General features: G+C 71.3%; 18 protein-coding genes and 1 pseudogene. 13 read left to right on the plus strand and 6 right to left on the minus strand.

Annotation, left to right across the window (positions count from 1 at the left end; all coding sequences use genetic code 11):
• Positions 1–28 precede the first annotated feature (28 nt).
• From ACZ58X_RS10910 to ACZ58X_RS10925, 4 genes are all read left to right on the plus strand, one after another.
• Positions 29–1,039 carry a D-alanyl-D-alanine carboxypeptidase family protein gene (locus ACZ58X_RS10910; RefSeq protein ID WP_470333334.1) on the plus strand — a complete coding sequence of 337 codons (1,011 nt, stop codon included), beginning with the start codon at positions 29–31 and terminating at the stop codon, positions 1,037–1,039.
• 155 nt (positions 1,040–1,194) lie between these two features.
• The gene (locus tag ACZ58X_RS10915) at positions 1,195–2,130 is read left to right on the plus strand and encodes an endonuclease/exonuclease/phosphatase family protein (RefSeq protein WP_470333397.1); all 936 of its coding nucleotides are present in this window, start codon (positions 1,195–1,197) and stop codon (positions 2,128–2,130) included.
• Between the two features lie 146 nt (positions 2,131–2,276).
• The gene (cseB, locus tag ACZ58X_RS10920; protein ID WP_470333335.1) at positions 2,277–3,035 is read left to right on the plus strand and encodes a two-component system response regulator CseB; all 759 of its coding nucleotides are present in this window, start codon (positions 2,277–2,279) and stop codon (positions 3,033–3,035) included.
• A 4-nt stretch (positions 3,036–3,039) separates the two neighbouring features.
• Positions 3,040–4,368, plus strand: coding sequence for a sensor histidine kinase (locus tag ACZ58X_RS10925; RefSeq protein ID WP_470333336.1), 1,329 nt, complete (start codon positions 3,040–3,042; stop codon positions 4,366–4,368).
• Between the two features lie 112 nt (positions 4,369–4,480).
• Here ACZ58X_RS10925 and ACZ58X_RS10930 read toward each other — a convergent pair whose 3' ends face one another.
• Together ACZ58X_RS10930 and ACZ58X_RS10935 are read right to left on the minus strand one after the other, a co-directional pair.
• A complete protein-coding gene (locus tag ACZ58X_RS10930; protein ID WP_470333337.1) occupies positions 4,481–5,860 on the minus strand; it encodes a glutamate-cysteine ligase family protein in 1,380 nt (459 codons plus the stop codon).
• On the minus strand, positions 5,857–7,389 hold the full coding sequence (locus ACZ58X_RS10935; RefSeq protein ID WP_470333338.1) for a flavin monoamine oxidase family protein: 1,533 nt from the start codon (positions 7,387–7,389) through the stop codon (positions 5,857–5,859). Before ACZ58X_RS10935 ends, ACZ58X_RS10930 begins: the two co-directional genes overlap by 4 nt.
• Before the next feature lie 311 nt (positions 7,390–7,700).
• Between ACZ58X_RS10935 and ACZ58X_RS10940 the strand changes: the two genes are divergently transcribed.
• Complete coding sequence (locus ACZ58X_RS10940) at positions 7,701–7,994, plus strand: helix-turn-helix transcriptional regulator (protein ID WP_470333339.1); 294 nt, start codon at positions 7,701–7,703, stop codon at positions 7,992–7,994.
• A 155-nt stretch (positions 7,995–8,149) separates the two neighbouring features.
• Positions 8,150–8,584, plus strand: coding sequence for an STAS domain-containing protein (locus tag ACZ58X_RS10945; protein WP_470333340.1), 435 nt, complete (start codon positions 8,150–8,152; stop codon positions 8,582–8,584).
• 37 nt (positions 8,585–8,621) lie between these two features.
• Here ACZ58X_RS10945 and ACZ58X_RS10950 read toward each other — a convergent pair whose 3' ends face one another.
• Complete coding sequence (locus ACZ58X_RS10950) at positions 8,622–8,945, minus strand: plasmid stabilization protein (RefSeq protein ID WP_470333341.1); 324 nt, start codon at positions 8,943–8,945, stop codon at positions 8,622–8,624.
• A gap of 252 nt (positions 8,946–9,197) precedes the next feature.
• On the opposite strand from ACZ58X_RS10950, the gene ACZ58X_RS10955 reads away from it, so the two are divergent.
• Together ACZ58X_RS10955 and ACZ58X_RS10960 are read left to right on the plus strand one after the other, a co-directional pair.
• A complete protein-coding gene (locus ACZ58X_RS10955; protein ID WP_470333342.1) occupies positions 9,198–9,341 on the plus strand; it encodes a hypothetical protein in 144 nt (47 codons plus the stop codon).
• 7 nt (positions 9,342–9,348) lie between these two features.
• Positions 9,349–10,083, plus strand: a complete 735-nt coding sequence (locus ACZ58X_RS10960; RefSeq protein ID WP_470333343.1) for a class I SAM-dependent methyltransferase — start codon at positions 9,349–9,351, stop codon at positions 10,081–10,083.
• A gap of 160 nt (positions 10,084–10,243) precedes the next feature.
• Here the strand turns inward: ACZ58X_RS10960 and ACZ58X_RS10965 are convergent, their stop codons facing one another.
• The 3 genes from ACZ58X_RS10965 to ACZ58X_RS10975 all read right to left on the minus strand — a co-directional run bounded on the left by ACZ58X_RS10965 (position 10,244) and on the right by ACZ58X_RS10975 (position 13,116).
• Entirely contained in the window at positions 10,244–11,290 is a 1,047-nt protein-coding gene (locus ACZ58X_RS10965) for a YihY/virulence factor BrkB family protein (RefSeq protein ID WP_470333344.1), read from the minus strand.
• Positions 11,291–11,443: 153 nt separating this feature from the next.
• Positions 11,444–12,331 (minus strand): Rieske (2Fe-2S) protein, encoded by an 888-nt coding sequence (locus tag ACZ58X_RS10970; RefSeq protein WP_470333345.1) that lies wholly within the window; start codon positions 12,329–12,331, stop codon positions 11,444–11,446.
• A 227-nt stretch (positions 12,332–12,558) separates the two neighbouring features.
• The gene (locus tag ACZ58X_RS10975) at positions 12,559–13,116 is read right to left on the minus strand and encodes a hypothetical protein (protein WP_470333346.1); all 558 of its coding nucleotides are present in this window, start codon (positions 13,114–13,116) and stop codon (positions 12,559–12,561) included.
• Between the two features lie 140 nt (positions 13,117–13,256).
• Here ACZ58X_RS10975 and ACZ58X_RS10980 point away from each other — a divergent pair, with 140 nt between their 5' ends.
• From ACZ58X_RS10980 to ACZ58X_RS11000, 5 genes and pseudogenes are all read left to right on the plus strand, one after another.
• On the plus strand, positions 13,257–13,784 hold the full coding sequence (locus tag ACZ58X_RS10980; protein WP_470333347.1) for a GNAT family N-acetyltransferase: 528 nt from the start codon (positions 13,257–13,259) through the stop codon (positions 13,782–13,784).
• 131 nt (positions 13,785–13,915) lie between these two features.
• Positions 13,916–15,259, plus strand: a complete 1,344-nt coding sequence (locus ACZ58X_RS10985; protein WP_470333348.1) for a GH1 family beta-glucosidase — start codon at positions 13,916–13,918, stop codon at positions 15,257–15,259.
• Between the two features lie 98 nt (positions 15,260–15,357).
• Positions 15,358–15,444 (plus strand): annotated as a pseudogene (locus tag ACZ58X_RS10990) (hypothetical protein); the annotation flags it as partial.
• A 724-nt stretch (positions 15,445–16,168) separates the two neighbouring features.
• Positions 16,169–18,532, plus strand: a complete 2,364-nt coding sequence (locus tag ACZ58X_RS10995; RefSeq protein ID WP_470333349.1) for a hypothetical protein — start codon at positions 16,169–16,171, stop codon at positions 18,530–18,532.
• 149 nt (positions 18,533–18,681) lie between these two features.
• Positions 18,682–24,702 (plus strand): AAA family ATPase, encoded by a 6,021-nt coding sequence (locus ACZ58X_RS11000; RefSeq protein ID WP_470333350.1) that lies wholly within the window; start codon positions 18,682–18,684, stop codon positions 24,700–24,702.
• Positions 24,703–24,850 lie beyond the last annotated feature (148 nt).

Here is a 24,850-nt window from a genome sequence, read left to right on the forward strand (position 1 = left end):
CGGTCGCACCGCGTCCGGCCGGGGCCGGGTGCCCCGCCGCGGGGTGCTCCGGGCGCTGGCCGGGCTGCTGGTCGCGGGGGTCGGCGGGGGCGCGCTGGCCGCCCTGCCCGACGGCGGTCCGGGGTCGGGCCCCGGCGCGGGCGGGGCCGCCCGGGCGGACGGGGCGCTGGTGATCCCGGCGCCCGGGGCCGTCGCCGACCTCGACCTCCCGTGGCCGACGGACGGGCAGTCGGCCGTCGCCGTGGCGAAGGCCGGCGTCCTCGGGGTCAAGGGGCCGCAGCAGCAGCCGGTGCCGATCGCGAGCGTCACCAAGGTGATGACGGCGTACGTTGTCCTCCGGGACCACCCGCTCAAGGACGGCGAGGACGGGCCGACGATCACGGTCGACGCGCAGGCCGCAGCCGAGTCGGCCTCGGCGAGCGAGTCCACGGCCCCCGTCACCGAGGGGCAGCGGCTCACCCAGCGCAAGCTGATGGAGGTGATGCTGCTCCCGTCCGCCAACAACGTGGCCCGGCTGCTGGCCCGTTGGGACGCGGGCAGTCAGGAGGCGTTCGTGGCCCGGATGAACGCGGAGGCGGCCCGGCTGGGGATGACCGGCACGACCTACACCGGGGCCAGCGGCTTCGAGGCCACGACCGTGTCCACCGCCGCCGACCAGCTCAAGCTGGCCCGCGAGGCGATGAAGGAGCCGGCGCTGCGGGCCACGGTGGCGCTGCGCAGCACCACGCTCCCGGGCCGGGCCGAACTGCTGCGGAACACCAACACGCTGCTCGACCGCCCCGGGGTGGTCGGCTTGAAGACCGGGTCGAGCACGCCGGCGGGCGGCAACCTGATGTGGGTCCTGGAGGTCCCGGACGGCAAGGGCGGCCCGGGCCGCCGACTCGTCTACGGCGTGGTGCTCGGCCAGCGCGCGGGCACCACGCCCACCGAGGGGCTGCGGGCGGCGCTGGAGAACAGCGGCCGGCTCGTCGACGCCCTGCGACAGAAGCTGCCGGGCGCCCTGGCGGCGCTCGACGGCGGTCAGCGGGAGTGGGCGTGAGCGCGGGCGTGGGCGCCGGTGCGGCGCCGGTGGTGTCCTCGGTGGCTTCCCCGGCGGCAGTCGGGGCGGCGGGCGGAGAGACGGTGGCCGGCGCATCCGGGCCGGGCCGCCGCCCGCCGGTCCGCCCTCCGGGCCGTCGTCCGGGCCGTCGTCCGATCCGTCGAGCTGCGCGGCAGCGGCGGCCGCGCGGGCGGCTGATCGTGGTGGCCGCAGTGCTCTGCGCCGCCCTGATCGCGCTGAACTCCCAACTGCCCAACGGTGTCGGCAACGTCGGCAGTCTCTGGCAGACGGTGCTGCCCTGGTCGGGCGTGGGCGTCGTGGTGCTGCTGCTCCTGGCGGCGGTCCGGCGGTCGGTCCTGGCGGCGGCCGCCGTCCTCGTCCCCGCTCTCGTCTGGACCGTGCTCTTCGCTCCCGCCCTCGTCGACAAGCGCGCCGGCGGCGGCGACCTCACGGTGGTCAGCCACAACGTGAACGAGGAGAACCCCGACCCGCGCCGGACGGCCCGCGCGCTGGCCGCCTCGGGCGCCGACGTCCTGGCCGTGGAGGAGCTGGCGAGCCGGGCGCAGGAGACCTACCGGCACGAACTGGCCGCCGCCTACCCCTACTCCGAGGTGCGGGGCGGCGTCGGACTGTGGAGCAAGTACCCGCTCCAGGCGGTGGAGCCGGTGGAGATCATGCCGTGGACCAGGGCCCTGCGCGCCACCGTCCAGACCCCGAAGGGGCCGGTGGCCGTCTACGCGGCGCACCTCGCCTCGGTCCGGGTGCACCCGGCCGCCGGCTTCACCACGGCCCGCCGCAACGAGGCGGCCGCCAAGCTGGCCGAGGCCGTACGGGCCGAACGGCTCCCGCGGATCGTCGTCCTGGGGGACTTCAACGGCTCGGTCGACGACTCCGCGCTGGACGCGCTCACCCGGCCGCTGCGGTCGGCGCAGCAGGAGGCCGGCGCCGGCTTCGGCTTCACCTGGCCGGCGTCCTTCCCGGTGGTCCGGATCGACCAGATCCTGGTGAAGGGCATCACCCCGCGCTCGGCGTGGACCCTGCCCGACACCGGCAGCGACCACCTGCCGGTCGCCGCGACCCTGCGGCTGTGACCGGCCTCCGCCCGCCACCCGCGCAGCCCCCGCCCGCCCCCTCGCCGCGTCCCGGTCAACCTCGGTGCCGCGCCCCGTACGGCTACGATCGGTCACCAGTGAGCTCGAACGCGCACGAACCCCCAGGCCACGACACGGGAGCACTCTTGTCCGGAACCCGCGTACCCGACCCGGTCAGCGTGCTGGTCGTCGAAGACGACGCGGTCATCCGCCGCTCGGTCCAGCTGGCCCTGGAGCGCTACGGGTACCAGGTCGAGGTCACCGCGGACGGCCTCGACGGCCTGGAGGCCTTCCGGGCCGGGGCGCACGACGTGCTGATCCTGGACGTGATGCTGCCCGGCCTCGACGGCATCGGCCTGTGCCGGCGGATCCGCGAGGAGGGCCTCACCCCGATCCTGATGATGTCCGCCCGCGGCGACGCCCTCGACGTCGTGGCCGGGCTGGAGGCCGGTGCCGACGACTACGTGGTCAAGCCCGTGGACATCCCCGTCCTGGTCGCCCGCATCCGCTCCCTGCTGCGCCGCGCCACCTTCCACCGGGCGCCGGCCGGGGAACTCGCCCAGGTGCCCGCGCCCGGGCCCGCGCCGGAGCGCCCGCAGGACACGCCGACCGGGCCGGACCTCCTCGTCTTCGGCGACCTGACCATCGACCCGCGCGGCCTGGACGTCCGGCTGGACGGTCGGGCCGTCCCCCTCACGCCCACCGAACTGCGCCTGCTGCTGGCCTTCGCCGAGAACCCCGGCACGGTCCTGGACCGCCGCCGCCTGCTGCGCGATGTCTGGGACTACGGCTGGGAGGGCGACACCCGGGTCGTCGACCTCTGCGTGGTGCGGCTGCGCAAGAAGATCGGCGCCGACCGCATCGAGACCGTCCGGGGCTTCGGCTACAAGCTCCTCCGGGGCTGACCGGATGACCGAGCGAACCCGCGACCTGTGGCGCCTCGACCCGCGCTCCCTGCGCTGGAAGATCGCCGCCCTGGTCGCGCTCGCCTGCTGCACGGTCGCCGCGACGATCGGCCTGCTCGTCCACCGGGCGACCGCGGAGCGCGGCGACCGGACCGGACGCGACCGCGCGATCGCCCAACTGGACGCTGCCGAGAAGGAGTTCACCCGCACCGGCCGCCGCCCGGATCGCGCCGACCTGCAGCCCCCGGCCGGCCTGCCCGCTCCGCTGGCGCACGCCGTCGCGAACCTGCGGACACCGGGGGAGTACGCCCTCTGGTACGACGTCAAAGCGCCCAACTGGTACTGGATGTGGGCGGCCGTACCCGTCGGCGACCACCAGGTGCTCACCGTCCGCACCGACATGAGCGCCGAGGTGCGCAACCTCCAGCTGCTGGACCGCACCATGGTCAAGGCCGCCCTCGTCGCCCTGGCCGTGATCGTGCCCGTCACCGCGCTCGCGGCCGAGCAGGTGAACCGGCGGCTGCGCCACGGCTCCCGTACCGCCCGCCGGATCGCCGACGGCGACCTCGACGCCCGGATCGGCCGCCGGGGCCGTGCCCGCGACGAGATCACCGAGATGTCGGCGGCCGTGGACGAGATGGCCGCGACCCTGCAAGGGCGGCTGGCTGCGGAGAAGCGCTTCACCGCCGACGTCGCCCACGAACTGCGCACCCCGCTGATGGGTCTGGTCACGGCCGCCGGACTGCTGCCCGAGGACGACGAGGCGGCCGACCTGGTCCGCACCCAGGTCCGCACCCTGCGCGGCCTGGTCGAGGACCTGCTGGAGGTCTCCCGGCTCGATGCCGGGGCCGAGCGGGCCAGGCTCGACGAGGTGCCCCTCGGCGACCTGGTCGCCCACGCGATCGGGCAGGCGGGAGGCGACACCCGGCTCGGGCTGGCGGCCCCTGCGGTGGTCCGCACCGACCCGCGCCGGGTGGAGCGCATCGTCACCAACCTGGTGGCCAACGCCCACCGGCACGGCGCCGCCCCCGTCGAGGTCACCGTCACGGGCAGCCGCATCACGGTGCGCGACCACGGCCCCGGCTTCCCGGCCGACCTCCTCGCCCACGGGCCGCAGCGCTTCCGTACCGGCGCCGCCGAACGCGGCCAGGGCCACGGCCTCGGCCTCACCATCGCTGTCGGCCAGGCCGCGGTCCTCGACGCCCACCTGGCCTTCACCAACGCCCCGGCCGGTGGAGCCCTGGCCACCCTCGACCTCGGCCGCCCGGCCGCCCCGGAGCACCAGGCCGCTCCGGAGCACCCGGCCGCCCCGGAGCACCCGGACGGCGCCTGAGGCTGTGCGGGGCCCGAGGAGCTGTGCGTCGCGGACCAACCGGCACGCGCACAGCCCCCAGGAGCCCTACCCCGGCGGCCGATCGGTGGAGCGGTCCGCTGGTGGTCGGGTGTCAGATCCGGTAGGCGGCGACGTAGCGGGCGGGGTCGTGGTGGAGGTCGCGGTGCCAGCGGTGGAGGCATTGTTCGGCGAAGGTGCGTCCGGTGGTGAGGATGTCGTCGAGCGGGTCCAGGTAGGTGAGGACGTGCGGGGGTTCGAGTCCGGCCGCGACGCGGGCGGCGAGGCCGGTGCGGGCGAGCCGGAGGAGTTCGGCGGCGAGCGGGCGTACGGGCGTGTCGCCGAGGCGGGCGTCCAGGCCGAGGGCGGGCAGCGCGGCGAGGGTGGCGTTGTGCTCCCGGAGGGTGTGGTGGTTCAGTAACTCCCAGGCTGCGATGCGGGATTCGGGGTGGTAGGTGAGGCCGGTCCACAGGGCGGGGACGGCGGGGACGTGCGGGTGGGGCGGGCCGTCGGCGGAGCGCATTTCGAGAGTGTCGCGGACGCGGGTGTTCGTCCAGAGCTGATCGAGGTGGCCGGTCCAGTGTGCGAGGGTCGGTGCGGATCCGTCGTCGAGGCCGTGGCGGATGAGGTCGGCGAAGGGCCGGTCGGGCCCCGGGTGGAACTGGCCGTCGGGGGTGCGGTAGTGGATGAGCGGGATGCCGAGGGCCCAGTCGATCACGTCGTCGACGGTGACGTCGGGCCGCAGCGCGGGCGGCAGGACGCCGTGGCGGCGCGGGTCCATCCGCAGCCAGGCCCAGCAGCGGTGGGACAGCAGGCCGTTCGAACGTCCCTCGTGCAGAGGGGAGTTGACGAGCAGGGCGGAGACGACGGGGGCGGCGGCCATCTGCATCCGCAGCTTCTCGGTGAAGTCCTCGGGTGAGAGGTAGTCCAGGGTGACCTGGGTGGAGAGCGACTGGGCCATCACGTGCCGGGCCCGGTCGGCGCTGTCCCCGAGCCGCGCGAAGTAGCCCCGCATGATGGCGCCCCGGGTCATCGGGACCCAGGTCATGTCGGCGAGCCGGTCGAAGGGCAGGTTGCCGCCGGGCAGCAGGGCGAGGCCGAACCGGTCGACGAGATCCGCGAGTTGCCGCAGGGCGGCGCGCAGACCGGTCACGGCCTCGGCCAGGTTCGGCGCAGGGGGCGAGGAGTACTCGATCTGGCCGCCGTGCTCCAGGGTGAGCTGGCCGCCGTCCGGCAGGGTGATGCCGGTGAGCCGGCCGGCGTCCTCCTGCCGGTCGCCGCCCCACCGCTCCAGGGCCGCTTCGAGCACGGCCAGTACGCCGCGCTCGCCGTAGTAGGGGGTGGCGAGCCCGGTGTCCGGGCGGACCAGACCGCACTCGACCTCGATGCCGACCAGTTCCCGCCGGTCGCGTGGGGGCACGAAGGGCGAGCGCAGGTCGTCCCGGCCGAGCCCCTCCTCGCTCGTGCCGCCGCGGCCGAGCCCGTCCTCGCTCATGCCGCCCCGGCCCGCGTGCTGCTCCGGGTGTGCCGGACGCGGTCGAGGAGCGAGAGCACCGCGTCCAGGGCGGACCGGGCCGCGCCCTGGCACCAGGCGTGGGCGCCGGACAGGTGCTCGCCGGCGAAGAAGATCCGGGGCCGCTCGGCGGGGTGGGGGGAGCCGAGGACGCTCAGGTAGCGGGTGTGCTCGCCGGGGGTGAGGTGGGCGAAGGCGCCTCCGCCCATGCCGGTCTGCACGTCCCAGTTGCAGTGCACGATGTCGTCGACGTCCGCGGTGATGCCGGGGTGCAGCTTCTCCAGGCAGTCCAGCACCAGCGTGTCGCGGTCGGACGCGGCAAGCGCGGCGAAGCGTCGGGCGTTGGCGCCCCAGAGGTACGCGCCGAGCAGTGTCGCCGGTTCCGCCGAGCGTTGCGGGTCGCGTGCGGCCCACCGGCGTACGGCGCTGCCGTCGATCCCGTCGACGACCTGCACCGCGTTGTCGGAGGGGTACCAGCACTGCTGGATGGGCAGGTCGGTGAAGCTGCCGCCGCCGTGGATGCCGTCCTCTAGTTCCCAGCGGCGGCGGGTCAGGTGGAGGACGGTCTTGATGCTGCTCGCGTAGCTGATCCCGCGGATGGCGTGGCGCTGTGCGTGCGGCAGTCCCGGGGTGACGGCGATCTGGTCGAGCGCGGGCGCCGGGACGCAGCACACCACGTAGTCGGCGTGGTCGAGCAGCCGGGCGCCGAGCCGGCGGCCGCGGATCCGCACGCCGTCCGTGGTCAGTGCCAGCTCCTCGACCTGGGAGGAGAGCCGGAGCGTGCCGGGGCGCAGCGACCGGACGAAGGCGTGGATCAGCGCGTCCATTCCGTCCACCAGCTCGATCTGCCCGTTGTGGAACAGGCCGAAGTAGTCGACCAGGACCTCCAGCAGCGAGGACTGCTCGTAGTGGGTGAGGCCGCTGGCGTGCCCGAAGAGGTCCCAGGCGTCCTGGGACAGGTGCTCGTGGACGAACTGCCACAGCGACACCGAGGCCGCCTGCTCCAGCGCCGGGTCGTCCCAGTGGCCCTCCAGGGTGCGGCGCTGCTGTTCGACGGTCAGGGTGCGCCACACGGCGCCGAGCAGGCCGTCGAGGAGGGGGGTCGGTGCCTGCCGCTCGGCCGGGCGCAGCGCGTAGGCGGGAAAGAGCGCGGCGACGTCCCGCACCCGCACCCGCCGGCCGCGCAGGTGGTAGTAGGCGTGGGGGTTGGCGTTGACGAACGGGCGGGTCGCCAGGCGGAACCGGGTGAGGTAGTGCAGCACGCAGTGGTGGTTGCCCGGGATGCGCATGGCGCCCAGGTCCGCGTGCGTGCCGTCCCAGAACCGGTGGGTGCGCACCCGCCCGCCCGGCCGGTTGGCCCGCTCGTACACGACGACGTCGAACCCCCGGCGCTGCAGCTCGTGCGCGCACACCAGCCCGGCGATGCCCGACCCGACCACGGCCACCCGCGCCCCGCCACCGGGGGCAGGCACCACCAGCGCTTCCGGGAACGCGAAACTCGCATCGAACATCGACACCACCAATCGGACGCGCCCCCACGGCAAGCTTTGGGCAGGGGCTCTCCGTGGGCCACCGCCGGACACCGATTCGGGTGACCGCGACCGGCGGCGGCCGCAACCGCTTCGGGCGCGCGTGCCTGTCCGCGATGCCCGAGCGGCCGGGGCGTGGTCGGGGCGGTCCGGATGTCGACCGCACATCGTCCGTGCCCGCATCGCAGTCCGTGCCCCCGTCGTGGTCCATGCCCCATCACGCATTTCGCGTCACAGGAATACGTGAATTTCGTTTCGTGTCTCGCGTATCGCGATCGGCCTATCCTGAGGAGGTGGAAGAACAACGGGCGGTCGGGCACCAGTGGACGTTTCTGACCAACCATGCACGGGTCCTGGTGCAGATCGCGCGGGACCCGGGCATCAGGGTGCGGGACATCGCAACCCGCTGCCTGCTGACCGAGCGGGCGGTCCAACGGATCATCGCCGACCTCGAAGCCGAGGGGTATCTCAGCCACCGCCGGGTCGGGCGCTCGAACGTCTACCACGTCATCGACGGCAAACAGCTGCGCCATCCCGCGGACAGCGGCCCGACCCTGGCCGAACTCCTGGCCGTCCTGCTGCGGTGACCGACCGACCGCCACTGGTGGTAGCGACCGTGGCACTGAGCGTGATCACCCGCACTGTTATTGACGAATTTCCGTTCACGTATCGGTTGACGTGAGAAGGGATTCGGCAGACGCTGAATGTGTCATCCCGTGCCTCCAGGCAGGAGAAGGAGACCATGAGCGGTGAGCCGCCCGTGGCGTGCTCCGCCACCCCGAATCCTCCACCGCCCGCGCGGGCCGGCGGGCCGTTGCCCGGCGACCGGTGGGTCGCCGACGGCCTGCTGGTCAGGCTGGTCACCGTCGGCACCCGAGCCCGTGCGACCGTGTGCGGCGAGATCGACTTCGACGCCGCCGACAGCCTCGGTGAAACCCTTGAACACGCCCTGCACGCCAGCGACGCAGGGCTCGACCTGGACCTGTCCGCAGTCACCTTCTGTGACAGCGCCGGTCTCAACCTCCTGCTGGCCCTGCGCGGCACCGCGCACCGCAGCAACCGCACCCTCACGATCAGCGCGGCCAGCAGCCGGGTCGAGCGCCTGCTCGCGATCACCGAGACGACCGGCCTCTTCACCCCCGAGGAAGCCGGAGGAAGCCGCTCCGACGGCCCGTAGCACGAGAACACGGACCCGTGGCCTCGGGCGCCGACTCCTAGCGGCCCAGGGCGTGTTCGAGTTCCTTCTTGTTCATCTTCGAGCGCCCGTGGATGTTCCGCTGCCTGGCCTCGTTGTACAGCTGCTCCTTCGTCGGCCCCTGGGCACCGCTGTGCGAGTGGAGCCCGCCGCGACGGGCGGAGGAGATGTCCTCCACCGAGCTGCGGCTGGCGGTCTTCGACTCCCCGTGCCGGGCCCGTTCCTTGTTCACCGTACGGGCCGCGATCTCCTCGGCGCGCTTCTCGCTCTCACCGCGTTCCAGCGCACTCTCCTTGATGTGCTCGTACTGCCGCTCCCGCTTGGGACTCGATCCGCGAGGCATGTCACACACTCCTGTCCGATGACCGCGGGGCCCGTGTCCCCCCGACGACGGTGCGGTAGGCAGGTTCGACGGGCTCGACGGCTTCGACGGGTTCCACGGGTTCGATGGGTTCCACGGTCTCCATGCCGGTGCGGCTTTCCCGGAAACGGCGGGGCAAACGCCTCGCGCCGCGTGCACGGCCGGTCGTCGGGCCGTAGCGTCGACAGGGTGGACCTGCCCAGGGCGGCAGTGGCGGGAGTGAGGGAGGCCTCGATGCCGGCCGCAGCGCTGTTCGATGTCGCCGGCACATCGCGCGACACCGGCTACTGGCACACCGGCGCCCGGACCGGGGTGCCCGGCCACCTCGATTCCAGCGTGCTCGCGGACCCGCCGCGTGCCACGCCCGGACGCGGCTGAGCGCGTCGTGGACGACTCCTCCGGCGGCGGATACGCGGTCTCCGCGGAGTTCTACGACCTCCTCCAGGCCGAGACCGACCGCCGCCTGGCCGAGCGGCGGTTCGCCGAGGCTGCCGGCCGGGCCCGCCACGCGGTCCTGGATGTCGGCGCCGGCACCGGAATCGTCACCGAGGTCCTGTTGCGCGCCTCCAGCGTGCCCGTGCACGCCGTCGAACCGGCCCCGGCCATGCGCGCCGCCCTGCTCTCGCGCCTGGCCCACCTCGGGGCCGACCGCCGTGCCCGCGTCACCGTGCACCCCGAGACCCTCGAGGTGGCGGGTCTGGCGGCCGTGGCGGACCTGGCCGTCGCCTCCAACGTGGTCGCCTGCCTGGATCCCCCGACGAGGCGCGCCACCTGGAAGGCGATCTCGGCGGCCCTCCTGCCGGGCGGCCTGCTCCTGTTCGACCCCCCGCCCGCCGACCTGCCCGGCGGGTGCGAGGAGGTGGGACGGCTCGGTCCGGTCCGGGTGGGCCCGGACCTGTACAGCGCCGACGTCACCCGTCGGCCGCACCACGGCGTCCTGCGGATGGTCTTCACCTACCGCGTCGAACGCGAGCGGGAGCTGCTGCGCGAGGCCCGGGAGGCGTTCGACCTGTGGCCCGCCCCGCCCGAGCGGCTCGTCGAGGAGCTCGAAGCCGCGGGCCTGCAACTGGTGCAGGCGCCGGGCGCGGACCTCATGGCCGCACGTCGCCCCACCGCGTGACACCGACAGGGACGGGCCGGCCGCTGTCGCCGGCCCGTCCGGAACGTGCGGTGGGCCGAGACGCGACGCCCCACCGGGCTGCACGAGGTGACGGGCCGCGCTCGGCCCGAACGACCCGCTCCGGCGGACGGATCGCCGTTCCCGCCGGTGGCCCGGGTCGTCATCCTCCGGGGTGTCGACCCGTGGTTCCGTCGTCATCGGAGTCCCGTGGTGGGTCGCCGTCGCCGTCGCCGTCGCCGTCGCCGTCTTCGGCGTTGCTGTTGAAAGCCACGTCGACCTGCTGTTCGGGGCGCCGTTCCTCCTGGTGGGCGATCGCGCTCAGTACCTGTTCGTCGGCGTCGGTGAGCGGCGGCTGGAGCAGGCTGCGCGGCCACAGGTGGCGGGCGAGGACGACGTTGGTCTCGCCGGCGTACACGGTGATCTCCGCGGCCAGGTAGAGCCAGGAGAGCAGCCCGATCACGGTGGCGAAGAAGCCGTAGACCTGGCCGGCGTGGCGCAGCTCGTGCACGACGAGCAGGGAGCCGAAGGCCTGGAGGACGGTGAACAGCGGGCCTGCGGCCGCGCAGCCCGGCCAGAGCGCGCGCGTGGGGACCTCGCGGGGGGTGAGCACGCGGAAGCAGGCCAGGCACAGGGCGGCGTTCAGGAGCGCGGAGACGATCAGGCCGCCGATGCGGGCGGCGGGCCCGCCGAGGGAGGAGGCGACGACCGATGCGGCCCCGGTGCCGAGCACCAGGCCGGAGCCGAGCACGAGCAGGAGCAGCAGGCTGCGGACCAGGCGCGGCCAGTAGCCCGGCCGGCGCACGCCGGGGACGTTCCAGATCTCGGCCATGGCGTGCTGGAGCACCTGCGCGATGCCGAGCGCGCCGTAGAGCAGGAACAGCATGCCGACGGCCAGGGCGAGCCCGCTTCCCCGGAGGGAGTGGACGTTCTGGCGGAGCTGGTCGCCGATGATCGGGAAGTCGGCGAGGGCGGAGTCGAGGACGGACTGCTGCGCACCGGGACTGCCGTGCAGGACGAATCCGAGGACGGTGCTGAGCAGGAGGAGCAGCGGGATCAGGGCGAGGAAGCCGTAGTACGTGATGAGCGCGGCGAGCAGTCCGCCGCGGTCGTCGCCGTACTTCTTGATCACGCCGAGGATCACGGCGGTGGGCCGGTGGCGCTGCTGGTAGCCGTCCACCGAGCGCAGTGTGCGTTCGACCGGGTTCATGCCGCTCTCCTTCCCCTCCTCCGTGTGACGGGCCCGCGCCGTGGCGGATCCGTCACGGCTCGGGCCCGTCACGGCTCGGGCCCGTGCGGGTGCGTCTGCCCGTTGGGCCGGTCGGTATGCCGGGTGGGCGTCGGCGTGGGCGTGGACGGCCGGTCAGTCGGCGCCGGGCAGTCGTGCCTCCAGGTGCCCGGAGATCACCCGGGTCTCGAACACCGGCTGCGGCGAGGTGGCCGGGCCGCTCGCGACCTCGCCGTCACGCAGGCGGAACTCGCTGCCGTGCCACGGGCAGCGCAGGCAGCCGTCGGCCACCGTGCCGTCGGCGAGCGGGCCGGAGAGGTGGGCGCAGCGCTCCGCGAGCACGTGGCAGCGCTCGCCGACGCGGACGACGACCACGGGCAGGTCGCCGGCCGTCCGGCGGACGGGTTCGCCCGGTGGGAAGTCGTCGACCGGTCCGAGTCCGACCCAGTCGGCGGGCGCGAGTCGGGACGCGGCGGCGGCCCGGTTGGGGCCGGCGGCCTGTCCGTAGGCCAGGTGGCCGCCGAGGACGCCGCCGCCCGAGATGGCGGCGAGCCCGGCCAGGCCGAGCAGTCGGCCCCGGGCGCGTCGGCCCCGGCAGCGGGCCAGCAGCGAGCCGGCGTACAGCAGCACGCCGGTCGTGTTGGCCAGAGCGTGGACCAGGCCGGTGCGGCGGCGCGGCCGGTCGAGCCGGGCCCAGTCCACCCAGCCGGACAGCGCGGTCGGCACGGCCGTCAGCAGCCCGGTGGCGACGAGTACGTCGGCCGACCGCTGAGCGCCCGGGGTGAAGTCCAGCAGGCCTGCCGAGGTCCAGCAGCCGATGGGCAGTTGGACCAGGCCCGGGTGGAGCGGGTGGCCGAGCCACACGCCGCGCAGGGCGTCGCGGTACGGCCCGAGCGGGAGAGCTTCCACCGCGTCGGCGAGCTTCCCGGACGGGAGGTCGAGGACCTCCCAGTGCGCCGGTGCGTCGAGCGTGCGGCGCAGTCGCCGGGACCAGCGGCGGTCGTGCAGAGCTGAAACGTCCATGTCTGGCGGCTTGCCGGATGCGGGGAGGCCAAACCCGTCCGGGAGTGTGCGTCGAGCCGGTCCGGGTACGCGCGCAGGGCCGGACGGGTCGTGTCGCGACCCTGTAGTCGCCGTAGTCGCCGTGCCGTGACCGCCCTGCGGCGCGAACCGCCGTGACCCCCGACGTCTCGCCGAGGCCCGCCGAACCGAGCGGGGGGGTGGGCCCGCGCGGTGTGGTGGGGAAGGAGTCAGGCGGTGGCCTTGCCCGCGGTGACCAGGGCGGCGAGTGCGGTGCGCTGGACGTAGACCAGCAGGCCGACGGTGACGCCGGCCATCACCAGGGCCATCAGGACGTGGCCGAGTGCCGAGACGAGGGCGAACCCGAGCGCGCCGAGCAGGACGTGGGTGCCGACCCGAAGGCCCACCAGGGCGAAGGCCACCTTGCGGGTGCCCTTGCCGCGCCACAGGAGCTTGGCGAGCTTGAGCCGCTTGCGCAGCAGGGTGAGCGAGACGGTGATGTTGGCCGCCACGAGGACGATCAGGGCGGGCCAGGCGGACGGGAAGGCCCGCAGCAGGTCGAAGGCGCCGGCCAGGACGCCCTCGAAGCCGAAGAACCAGGCGGGGAGCCGCATTTCGCCGACCGAGGGCAGCAGTTCACCGGCCGCGCCGGCGTCGAGGCCGACGGCGTCGAGGCCGCCGGCGGGTTCGGCGGTGGGTTCGGGTGCGGCCGCGTCGGTGCCGGTGCCGGTGCTCTGCATGGTGTCCCCCGTGGTGTCGTCCCCTGCCGGGGCCTGGGTTCCACCCACCCCGGTGATGATCATCAGTCTCGCACGCCGTGTCCGGTCGAAGGTAGCCCTGCTCAGGGCTTGCTGCGCGAACCCGCCCGAGAGCGACGCTCATCATCGATCCAGTGGATGATCGGTGAGGATCGGTGAGGATCGTTGCCATGACCTACGTGATCGAAGCTGCTCGTCCGGACGACTCCGCGTGCTTGGGGCCGTTGTTGCTGAGGGCTTGGCTGCAGACCTACCCCAACCCGGAGGCGGGGATCGACGAGGACTGGATCCGCGAGCATCGCGGTTCGTCGGCCACCGCGGAGGGCATCAGCCAGTGGCGGGAGTTCATCGAGGCGGCGAATCGGCAACCGGACGCGCTGTTCTGCCGTGTCGTCCGTTCTGGCACCGAGCTCGTCGGCGTTCTGTGCGGGCGCCGCGGCGAGGTGGTCACCCTCGGCCCGATGTATCTGCTGGACCACGTCCAGGGCCAGGGGCTCGGTGGCCGCCTGATGACCGAGTTCCTCACCTGGGCAGCGGCCGCACCCATATGCCTGTGGGCCACCGACTACAACGACAGCGCCGTCCGCTTCTACCAGCGCCACGGATTCACGATCACGGGCGAGCGGGAGCTCTGGCAAGGAAGGCTGCCCAACCTCCGTATGACCCGCGAGGCCGCACCTGGCACCGACCGCAGCTGAGCCACCCGCGTCGGCACGCGGGTCGGGAGTCAGCGGGTGTCGCGAACTCCGTGGAGCGATGGGCCTCCTCTGGTGTTCCGACGCCCCGCCGGTAACATGAGTGCTCCTCACGTTTGCGTCAGGAGGCTGTCATGCCGGATCGCTACGACCTGCCGGCGGGGTTCCGCTGGGGCGCCGCCACCGCCGCCTACCAGATCGAGGGGGCCGTCGACGAGGACGGCCGCGGCCCCTCCGTCTGGGACACCTTCACCGCCCGCCCCGGGGCCATCCGCGACGGGCACACCGGCGCGGTCGCCTGCGACCACTACCACCGCTACCCCGAGGACATCGCCCTGATGAAGGGCCTCGGGCTGGACGGCTACCGCTTCTCCCTCTCCTGGCCCCGGGTCCTGCCCGCCGGCCGTGGGCCCGTGAACCCCGCCGGACTCGCCTTCTACGACCGGCTCGTGGACGCACTGCTGGAAGCCGGCATCACCCCGCTGCCCACCCTCTTCCACTGGGACCTCCCGCAGGCCCTGGAGGACCACGGCGGCTGGCTCGACCGCGACACCGCGTACCGCTTCGCCGACTACGCCGCCCTCGTCACCGACCGCCTCGGCGACCGCGTCCCCACCTGGATCACCCTCAACGAGCCCTTCGTCCACACCGTCTTCGGCTACGCCCTGGGCACCCACGCCCCCGGCCGCACCCTGATGTTCCAGGCCCTCCCGGCCGCCCACCACCAGCTCCTCGCCCACGGCCTGGCCGCCTCGGTCCTGCACGACCGCGGCCTGGAAGTGATGCTCTCCAACAACCTCACCCCCGTCGAACCGGCCACCCCCTCGCCCGAGGACGTGGCCGCCGCCACGGCCTACGACGCCCTCCACAACCGGCTGTTCACCGACCCCGTCCTCCTCGGCCGCTACCCCGACCTCTCCGCCCTCGGCGTCCCCGACGACATCTACGGCGCCGTCCACGACGGCGACCTCGACCTCATCCACACCCCCGGCCTCGACGGCCTCGGCCTCAACTTCTACAACCCCACCCGCGTCGCCGCCCCCACCACCCCGGACCTCCCCTTCGACCTCGTCGACATCCCCGAAGCCCCCCACACCGCCTTCGGCTGGCCCGTCGTCCCCGACGCCCTCCGCCAACTCCTGCTCCAGCTAAGGGACTTCTACGGCAAATCCCTCCCACCCATCACCATCACCGAGAACGGCTGCTCCGTCACCGAGGAGACCGTCCCCGACCAACCCCGCATCGACTACCTCGCCGCCCACCTCGACGCCCTCGCCCAGGCCACCGCCGAGGGCATCGACATCCGCGGCTACTACACCTGGTCCCTCCTCGACAACTTCGAATGGGCCGAGGGGCTGTTCCGTCAGAGGTTCGGCCTCGTGCACGTCGACTTCGAGACCCAGCGGCGCACCCCGAAGTCCTCATATGTCTGGTACCGCGACCTGATCGCTGCCCACCGGGCGCGGAACGCAACTTAGGGGTCCGTAAATCCCTTGCGTGTAAGTTGAGTTGAGGATTGTCGTTACTGGTGGTTGCGGTCTGCCTATAATGACAGCCTGTTCGACGGGCCGAGGGCTACCACCAACGCTTCGGCCTCGGCCACGTCGACTTCGAGACGCAGCGACGCACCCGAAGGCCTCGTACGTCTGGTACCGCGACCTGATCGCCACTCACTGAGCCGATGGCTGAGGTCAGTTGCTTCAGCGGTCGTGGGTTGGGTGGTCTCCTGGCGATGGCCGAGGGGTCATTCGGGCGGCGCGCGGCAGCAGCTGCGCGCCAGATACTGCGAACGGAGCTCTGGACCTGAGGGGCCCTGGCTCTGTTATCCCGCACCGGAGCCGGTGGAGTGGACGTTGCGCTACCTCACCGGCGGCCTGGATCGGAACGGCACGCCGACCGAGGGGAGGTCGCTGCTACGGCCGGGGAGGCACTGGAGGAGAGTGACGCATAGTGAAGTTCGATAGTAGGCATGCCTTTCTGTGCAAAACGCCGCCACGCCAGAGGTTTCGGTTGCACAATGATTCAGTTCCGAACTAGCCGCCTGTTTTGAGCGTTGGCGCGCATCAGGCGTATAGGTACCACCAAGAACGGACTGTAATGGGCATGTCGAACAGTGGTGCTCTGTCGACCGGCGTGGCGCCTCTCCTCCGACTCATCGTCGCGTGGTTCGGGAGAACCGCCGCGACGGACTCGATGACGGCAGTTCGCGATCGTTGCAAGCGAATGGTCCTGAACCATGGTGCCTGGGCCGTTGCCATCGGAGCCGCCAGAGTCGCGCGCAAGGCCGCTGGAGCAGTGCACCCGGGCCGCCGAGCATCCCCGCTTCCCAGCGACCGCGTAGACGCACCGGTTCCGCCGCCCGTTGAGGCGGCGAGGGACGGTGTTGGGTGACCGCACCGAACGGAATTGTCCATCGAGTGTGGCGGCCCTATGACGATGCGCCGCTGGTCACCCGGGAGATGATCTCCGGGCTGGATTCCTGTGATCCCGTGGCACGGAACCGGCTTCTGGCCTACCTCGAAGCGGTCGTCATGCATCGTGCCGCGCCCGTTCACACTGCCGTCGCCTTCAACGCGGTGTACTTCGGGTACGACTTGGCTGCGGGCGGCTACGTCGGTGGCCCGTTGGACATCGGCGACTTCCCCTCGGTCGCGCTCGGTGAACAGGTGGACGCGCTGCCTGTTGGTGCGATGATCAACATCCGGACCGGTGGGGATCTGTTGCCGGCGGAGGTCGTCTACAAGGAAGGGGAGCACCCCGAGCTCGGGTCCTACGGTGAGACGCCTGCGTGGCTCTCCGGAGCCCCGGCGGGGGCACAAGGGCCCGGAGTACTTGCCCCTGACGAAACTCCGATCCTGACTGAGCGGCTGGTGTTCGACACCACAGCGTTCGGCCAGGACCTGGCGCCGACCGTGAATCGGCTTCAGCGGCTACGCCGCCAAGGGAAAACGGATGAGTTCGAGCATCTGGTGGTCGAGTCCCGGTACGCGCTGGTGGACGCCGACTTGGGCGATGCCGAGTACTACGCGCACTATCTCGTTACCTGCGGCCGGGATCAGCTCGCCAGCGCGCTGGCGCCGTCACCGCTCCCATCGCTGCTTGCGCCGGACAGCGGTGATGGCGAGCTTTTGGAAGCGGTCAGGGGGCTGATGGCTACCGTGCGGCAGGGCCTGGCATCGCTGGATACAGCGCGCATGTGGGGGGAGTACGCGTTCACCCGCGAATCGATGGCAGGGCGGCTCCTGGACTCCCGTCCACCAGATCGTGATGATCTCCTTCGGCTGGCTGAGTCAGCCGCGAACCAGGCCGTCCCCCGAGTAGCGCGCCGTGTCGGTGTGGGCTGGCCGCCTAAACCGGTGTACACGGCGGTGGGGCCCGCGCTGCGCAGTCGTGCGTCGTGGCAGGACCGGATTCGGGGCACCGACTACCCGTTGGTCGTCTGCCATGCCAACTCGGTCCTGTCCGACTACGCGCGGCGCGAGCGCGACGAGACGACCGGTCTGTTGCCGTCGGGAGTGCGGCTGAGCCTGGACGACCGCTGGCAGGGAGGCGGTGTCTGGCGCGCGGCTTACGTGGAGGACGTCGTGAACGCGGTGCCGACGGAAGGTTCTGCGGACGACCCTGTCGGTCGAGGCTGGACCGAGTCGTTCCCGTCGCGAGTACACGTTCCGGAGCCCTCGTCGCCACGGGATCACCGCTTGGTGGGCGTGGACGCGCCGCCGCAGGCAGAGGTCGATGGTCCCATCCCAAAGCCGTGGCCTGACGACAGCGATCTGGGCGCTTCGATTCTCCTCTCGGTCGGTGACAGTCGGGTTGAATGGGCTCAACCGCTTCGGCTGAGTCACGTGTCGGAGGAGTGTCTGCCGCTTCCCCGGCAGATCGCGGAGGAGTTCAGCGCAGCCGGAGCAGCTACCGGCTTGGTCCGTGTGGTACTCCATCACGCCGGACTGGAGCTTTCAGCGGATCGGGCCTGCCACGACACGAGCATTACGGAGGGTGAGCGGGGTGTTCGGCTTGACGGCCTCGCCTGGCCTTCGGAGCTCTTTCCTGGGATCTGGCTCTCCTTCACCTGGCAACGAGGCAGCAGGGTAGTCCACGCACGAACGACTCTGCTACCGCGTCCGGTGACCGTAGACGGCGACCCTGTCAGGCACCGTTATGACCCGAGGGTCCTCACCCGGGACTGGGCCGATGGCCTGCCGCTCTCAGTTCAACCTCCGGATGGCCTGTTCGCAGAGCGTCTGCTGATGACCGCAGTCCGACGGCTCGGTCTGCTTGACCAGTTCGGGCGAGCCATGCTGGCCCGGGTCGATGTTCCCGAGGCCGTGTACGAGGTCATGGGGGGTAGCGGACTGGCTGCCCACCGCGTTGAGGTTGTCCTGGCCGGTCTGCTCGCCGCCGAGCGTCTGACCGTCACGCGGGGCAGCCGCGGTCGCGACGGGAGGACGTACCACCCGCCTCGATCGGGTCAGCCCCTCGAACAACTCGTCTGCTACACACCGCAGTGCGTGAAGATTCGGGGCGGAGCATCAGTCGACGGTCGTGACCAGGACACATCCGTCGAAGTAGATCAGCAGGTCCATGAGCACGACGTGGCTGGCTTCCTCCGCCGCATCGGGCATCTCGGTCACCAGGCCACCGACGAACAGCGCACGCTCTACCACGCGGACCATCGACGGTTCCGGCTGACCGGCCCGGCTGAACTGCCGCCCGGATTCACCTATGTGCGCCCGCACAAGCGAGGCCGCTGACCAGGGAGCGTCGCGGTCCCCGTGCCTCCGCATCACCACCTGCCCCAGGAGGATCCTGCATGACCTTGCCCCGTCAACTCCGCGCTGCCACTGGCGTGGAGGACGACCCGCCCTTTCCCGTAGACCTCGGATCTCCGGAGTCAGGGACTGTGTCCGGGGAACTGCTCGAAGCCCTTGAGGCACTGTCGACCGCATTGACGGACGCATGGGTGGGGGAGCCCAAGCCCTTGGCGGTCGCTCTCTCGAGGCTCACCGAGGCGGACATCGAGCACGCCCTCAACTCCACGCCGGTGCAGTGGCGTCGCAATCTGTTGAGTGCACTCCGGATTCCCGTCGACGGGGCCAGAGTCAATCGGGCGCTGTGCCACGATGTGCTGACGCGCCTGCAGCGGAATCCCGACACGCCGCGAGCGCGTCAGGCGGCCTTTCATCTGACCTATCCAGTCGTTCACGATTTGGCGCTGGCCGGGTACCGTTTCACCAAGGGTGTTCCGGAAGACAGTTCTCGGCCCATCACACACCGCTGGAGTCCCGCACTGCTGCGGTTGACCGCCTGGACCCGGCTTGAGGTGAGAGTCAGCGACGCCCATTTGTGGTCGTGGGCGATGCTGCAGCCCTGGATCGCCGACATGGGGATCCCGGTCAAGGCCGCCGTGGCAGCCGCTCAGCGGGTGGTGGAGCTGGCTCCGGACGCGAGGCAGGCGCTTCGGGACGCGGACAAGAAGGAGCCGCTGAACCCGTCCCCTCCAGAGCCGACGGATGAGGCCGGTTCCGCCGAAGAGGTCGATCCGGGACTCGGCGATGCCGCCCTGCCCGACGTCGAGCAGCTGAACACCTCTCTGTGCCGGGTGGCGGACATGCTGCAGGCAGCCGTCGAGCCCGCCCGTCGTACGGCCGAGGCCATCGCCCGGCAGTCCCGCCCTGTCGACACAGACCTGGCGGCCTTGCTCGAAGTGGCCACAGCCTTTGACGCTGCAGCTCTTGGCCTTGCCGCCCATGGCGTGGGCCCGATCACGGCGGACCTGGCTAGCTATGCGCGGGAGACCGACGTTGCGGTGCGTCGTCTGGCCGCGGCGCCCCTCCGCGAACGACTCGGTCAGGTGGTGTGGCTGAGGTGTCGGTCGGGTGATACGGCGCTCGCCCAGGACCTGGAGATCGCGCGGGCGAGGGCCTGCACGATCGCCGAAACCACCGACTGGAGTGTCGCTGACCAGGAGGACGCCGAGGCCATCAACGCGCTGCTGACCATGGTGGAGCTGCACGCGGCTGACCATCAACCCGCCGAGATCCTCGCCCTGCTTCCTGCCGCGGCGAAGAGTCGGTGGCTTGCCTATCCCGCCGGCCGATACACGGAACTGTTGCTCCAGCCCGACAGCGAGGCCGTAGACGAGGCCATGCAGCAGGTGGAGCCTGTGCCGTCGGAGCTCGAACTCGAAGCTCCCGTGCCCATCCTGGAGAACGCCACGGCGCAAGCGCGGCCTGAACATGGCTTCCTGACGTCGGCCGGTCAAGGCGTTCACAGCGGCGGTGATTCGACGGCGACTGGTGCAGCAGCGGTGAGCGCCGTCGTCCTCGAGCCGCAGCCGGCGAGACAGCTCCCCGAAATGACCGACGAGCTCCCGCCGGCGCCGGAAGAGGCGGCGATCCTTCCCTCGGTAGAGCCCGAGCCCGTGGTGGAACCCATCGACGTCGTTGCCACCGCCGGTGCCCTCGGCAACCAGTTGAGGTCCACCGAGGACCCGACCCCGGAATCCCGTACGTGCCTTGCCGGACTCGTCTCGGCGCAGCGCTACGGCCTGGCCGCGTCACTGGCCGCCGGCCTTGGGGAACCGTCGCAGCGGACCGCCGTGCTGCAGGTGGCAGCCTGCGCGGAGGCAGTGCGGTCGGCGAGCAGTGAGAGCCTCTCACGTATTCGCACGCTGCTTGCGGGCCCGGACCTCACTGATCTGACCGCGAGTCGGGCGGAGGCCGCTCTCGCCACCGCCGCGCTTCTGCGTGCGGTGCTCGTCACCGGTGACTCCGAAGCCGGTGCATCGCTCGGCAGAGTCGCGACAGGGCTTCCACCCGGCCTTGTCCAGGTGGCGGATGAGGTAGCCCAACGGGCGCTCAAGTCACTGCTGGTGCATTCTCCACCGCTTGCTCTGGCCCGAGACTCGGCCGAGCTCGAACGTGCGCTGGAGGACGCCAGGGAGGACTGCAGGCAGGGGCTCGACCAGGTGCCGAGCATCCGATTCCCACGGGGAAACAAGATCGTCCGTCACTGGTGGGATTCCGAGAAGGGTCTGGTCGGCTCGCTTCTGAGGCACGCAGTCGACGACGACAGAACCGGTCTCGAAGCCCTTTCGCGGATGGTGCGCGAGCTCCGCGACCCGGCGGCCATCCAGTCCAGGCTGGACAGGTTGGACCGCGAGTTCATGTCCCCGGGTGCCCGGACCCGCTTGGAGGGACCGGCCCGCCAGGACCTGCTGCGGCACACGGCGGACCGGCTCGCACTGGTCGACCGATGGTGCCGACTCGCTCAGGAGCTTGCCGCGCGAGACTCGGACTGGAGCGCCGACCAGGTCCAGGAGATGCGCTCCGTCGTGCTCGGTCTGCGTGAAGACGTCCTTCGCGAGGTACGCCAGCAGATGGCCGCCGCGGACGTCGTTGCCGCTGCCACCCTGGAAGCGGCCGTGACGTCGCTCGCCCGGACCTTTGACCTGCTGTCGGGCGCGGCACGGCTCGATGACATCGAGCTCTCGGCGGAGCTCGCTCTGCACGCTGAACTTCTCAAGGTTCCCGGAGCGGTTGTGGATGCGGCCACGGGAAGCGTGCGGTACCCCGAGGTGCCGGCCGAGGAACTGGCTCGGGCAGCACAGCGCTCCTGGGAGGAAGCGGTTCGGTCTCAGGCGGCGCACGAGCATTTTGCCACGTCACATCAGCTCCTCGACCTCTGGACGAAGCGGCAGCTTCCCAGCCTCGGAGAGCAGGACGCGCCGTCGGACCGGTTGCGCACAGCCGTACTGGAGGCAGGCAAGCAGGTCGCGCAGGAACTGCGCGAAACCCGCCAGCGTCTGGAGGAGAGCCTGCGGCGGGCCCGCGTGGACGGCGCCCTCACCGAGGAGCGGGAGCGCGCGTTCGAGCGCCGCATTCAGGACGCCGTGCCCGAACCGGACGGTGACCTCGCCGCTGTCCGGAGTGAACTCGATACCCTCTCGGGGGAGCTCAACCGGGCGCACGCGAGTCATTCGGCCGCGCTGCGCACGCGGCTCCTGGAGATTGACGGACTTCAGGCCGACGATCGGGAGCGCGTGGAACAGCTGATCGACACCGGTGATCTGCTCACAGCCGATGAACTCATCTCCAATCTGGTGAACGGGGAGAGCATCCCCGACACTCGCTCGAAGGACCAGAGCCTGGCGGCCTTCCTGCCGCAGGTACCGACCGAGCTGGCCGGGACGGGTATCTCCCGGGAGTTGATTGACGCTGTGCGCCGTCAGGAGCGCTATCTTGGGTTGGAGGCTCTCGACTACTCCGCCTTGTCGCCCGAGATCGCGGAACAGAGCGCGCAGGCCTTGACCGGCTGGGCGGACCTGGCGAGCCGGAAAGGCAGCGCGCGCACACAGGGCGTCCGTGAGAGCGAGCTGCTGATGCCCGCCCTGCGGCTGATCGGCTACAGCAGCAAGAAGGGTCCGCAGCGAGTCGACCAGCCGCGCTCCGGCAGCTACCGCTTCCTTGACATCCCGTCGGTGGACTACACCGGTTCGGCCTTGGTGCCCGCGTTCGGGTCGGGTCTGCGCGGGAGTCTCCGGCTGATGCTGGTGTGGGACCGGCCCTCGGCCGAGACGCTGACGTCCTGGATTCAGCAGGACCCCAACGACGACAGCCTTGTCGTTGCCTACTTCGGCACCCTCTCGGTACGCGATCGCAGCGTCCTCGCCGCGCAGAGCGCTCGCGGGCGGCGGGCAACAGTTGTTCTCGACGATGCCGCACTCGCTCATCTGGCGGCCTGCGGCAACCAGCGCCTGGACTCCGCGATGCGCGTCCTGTTGCCGTTCTCCGCGGTCAATCCGTACGTCATGGGTAAACGTGCTCCGGTGTCCGAGGAGATGTTCTTCGGTCGTGACAAGGAGCTGGCCTCCGTTCAGCGGGCCACGGGCGACCAGGTGGTCTTCGGCGGGCGGGGTTTGGGTAAGTCGGCGCTGCTGAAGCAGGCCGGGCGGAAGTACGAGGCCCAGGTCCCGGACTCGCGGTTCAGCCTGCTGCTCTCACTGGACTCGACGTTCACCGGCACCAACGCTCCCTCCGCCACGGTCTGGGACCGGATCGGCCGCCGGCTGATCGAGCGGGACGCACTCGTCCTGCCGCGAAAGGTCAAGGCCGACGCGGTACTGACATACCAGCACGTGCTGGACGGCATGAAGGCGTGGCTTCGCGAGGACACCAAACGAGGACTGCTGATCATGCTCGACGAGGCCGACGGCTTCTTCGAGTCCGACTCCCCGCAGTTCACCGAGACCCGCAGGCTGCGTGACCTCGGTGCGGAGACGGAGGACAGGGTCAAGGTGGTGTTCGCGGGCCTCCACTCGGTGCAGCGATACGCGAAGATCGCGGTCAACAGCCCGTTCAGCCACCTCGCGCAGCGACCCACCGTGATCGGCCCGCTTCGGCCGCAGGACGCGGCAAAGCTGCTCATCGAGCCGCTGGCCGTGCTGGGGTACGAGTTCGAGGAGCCCGCGTTGGTACACCGAATTCTGGGGCACTGCTCGTACCAGCCGTTCCTGCTCCAGATGTTCGGCCATCGGTTGGTGCAGACCATGCATGCCAAGCGAACCGGTGTGGCTTCAGGTCCGCCCTACACCATCACTCGAGCAGATGTGGAGGAGGTCCAGTCGGACCGGGAGCTCAGGGCGAGCATCACCGAGGCGTTCCACGACACGCTGCGACTCGACTCCCGCTACAACGTGATTGCGAACGTGGTGGCCCACCATGCACATCACTACGGGTTGGATGCCAAGCTGAGTCAGCTCCGACTGCGGGAGGAGTGCACGTACTGGTGGCCGGAAGGGTTTGAGAACCTGGACACGGACCAGTTCCGCGCCTACCTCTCCGAGATGGAGGGGCTCGGCGTGCTCGCGCCAGATCCCGACCACCGTGGCTGGCACCTGCGCAGCGCCAACGCACTGAGCATGATCGGCAACCTGGGCAGGGTCGAGGCTGAGTTGGAGGAGGCCTCAAGCCGAAAGGTGGCTGAGCACTTCAGTCAGTTCGAGGCGCGGCATCGGTCACGGGACGGCCAGTCCCACTCCCCGCTCACCGCGGACCAGATCGCCGATGTGCTCCCCGGGCACGGAAACCAGGCACGCCTGATCATCGGAACTGTCGCCACCGGTATCGACCGGGTCGGCCTCGCTCTGCGGGACGTGGCGGAGACCACCGGCTGGGAGATGCCGCACGTGTCGAAGCGATCCGACTTCGATCGTGAACTCGTCGTGGGCCGAGCGGGCCAGCAGCGGGTGGTGGTGTCGGACCTCACGGTGAAGGCGCCGTCCGAGGACGCATGCCGGGGCACGTTGGAGAGCGCAGTCAGGCGCACCCCGACCGCGGCCGGCGTCACGCGCTCAGCTGTCATCATCGCCGGGCCCGAGCAGCCGCTGCTCTGGGAGATCGCCCTCGGCGAGAGCAGCGCCTACGGCATTGAGGTCGAGTCGATTCCCCTGCGCCGGTTCACCTCGGACGGCCTGCGGTCGTGGGCCCAGGACAAGGAGGCGTTCACCTCCGAGACACAGCTGGAACAGCTCCGGGGCCACACAGGCGGTTGGCCGATACTGGTCCACAAACTGTCCGCCGCGCTGGACGAGGGGCTGCACGGGGACAGGGCCCTGCATCAGGCCTCGGCGGGTCTCGAAGACGAGAACGGGGCGCGCCAGTTTCTGGCGGAGGCAGGCCTGATCCCGCACACCACGCAGTGGGCCGCCTACCGGGCCGTTCTGGAGTTCATGACGCCGGACGGCATGACCCTTGACGACCTGCACACGGCGATCGAGGCGGACACCGACGGCGACTCGATGGACGCGGCCTACGCACTCCGTCTGCTGCGGGCCCTCCAGGTCTTCGATGTCACCGCCGATGGCAAGCACCACCTCGAGGCTGTTCTTCGGGATGCCTGGAAACGCACTCATACCGGTTGACCAGGTCGCGGGTTACTCAACGCGAGCGGTGAAGTGACCCGCGACCTGTATCGGACGCATCGGGAACCGGGCGGGGGGGGGGGGGGGGGGGGGGGGGGGGGGGGGGGGGGGGGGGGGGGGGGGGGGGGGGGGGGGGGGTGGTTGGGTT

This window comes from Kitasatospora sp. NPDC040550 (genome assembly GCF_055594965.1).

Excerpts from the sequence above, each read along its gene's own strand:
- ACZ58X_RS10945 (WP_470333340.1), top strand. The coding sequence starts at position 8,150 with ATGAGCGGTGAGCCGCCCGTGGCGTGCTCCGCCACCCCGAATCCTCCA.
- ACZ58X_RS10935 (WP_470333338.1), bottom strand. The coding sequence starts at position 7,389 with ATGTTCGATGCGAGTTTCGCGTTCCCGGAAGCGCTGGTGGTGCCTGCC.
- ACZ58X_RS10950 (WP_470333341.1), bottom strand. The coding sequence starts at position 8,945 with ATGCCTCGCGGATCGAGTCCCAAGCGGGAGCGGCAGTACGAGCACATC.
- ACZ58X_RS10925 (WP_470333336.1), top strand. The coding sequence starts at position 3,040 with ATGACCGAGCGAACCCGCGACCTGTGGCGCCTCGACCCGCGCTCCCTG.
- ACZ58X_RS10970 (WP_470333345.1), bottom strand. The coding sequence starts at position 12,331 with ATGGACGTTTCAGCTCTGCACGACCGCCGCTGGTCCCGGCGACTGCGC.
- ACZ58X_RS10985 (WP_470333348.1), top strand. The coding sequence starts at position 13,916 with ATGCCGGATCGCTACGACCTGCCGGCGGGGTTCCGCTGGGGCGCCGCC.
- ACZ58X_RS10930 (WP_470333337.1), bottom strand. The coding sequence starts at position 5,860 with ATGAGCGAGGACGGGCTCGGCCGCGGCGGCACGAGCGAGGAGGGGCTC.
- ACZ58X_RS10965 (WP_470333344.1), bottom strand. The coding sequence starts at position 11,290 with ATGAACCCGGTCGAACGCACACTGCGCTCGGTGGACGGCTACCAGCAG.
- ACZ58X_RS10980 (WP_470333347.1), top strand. The coding sequence starts at position 13,257 with ATGACCTACGTGATCGAAGCTGCTCGTCCGGACGACTCCGCGTGCTTG.
- ACZ58X_RS10955 (WP_470333342.1), top strand. The coding sequence starts at position 9,198 with ATGCCGGCCGCAGCGCTGTTCGATGTCGCCGGCACATCGCGCGACACC.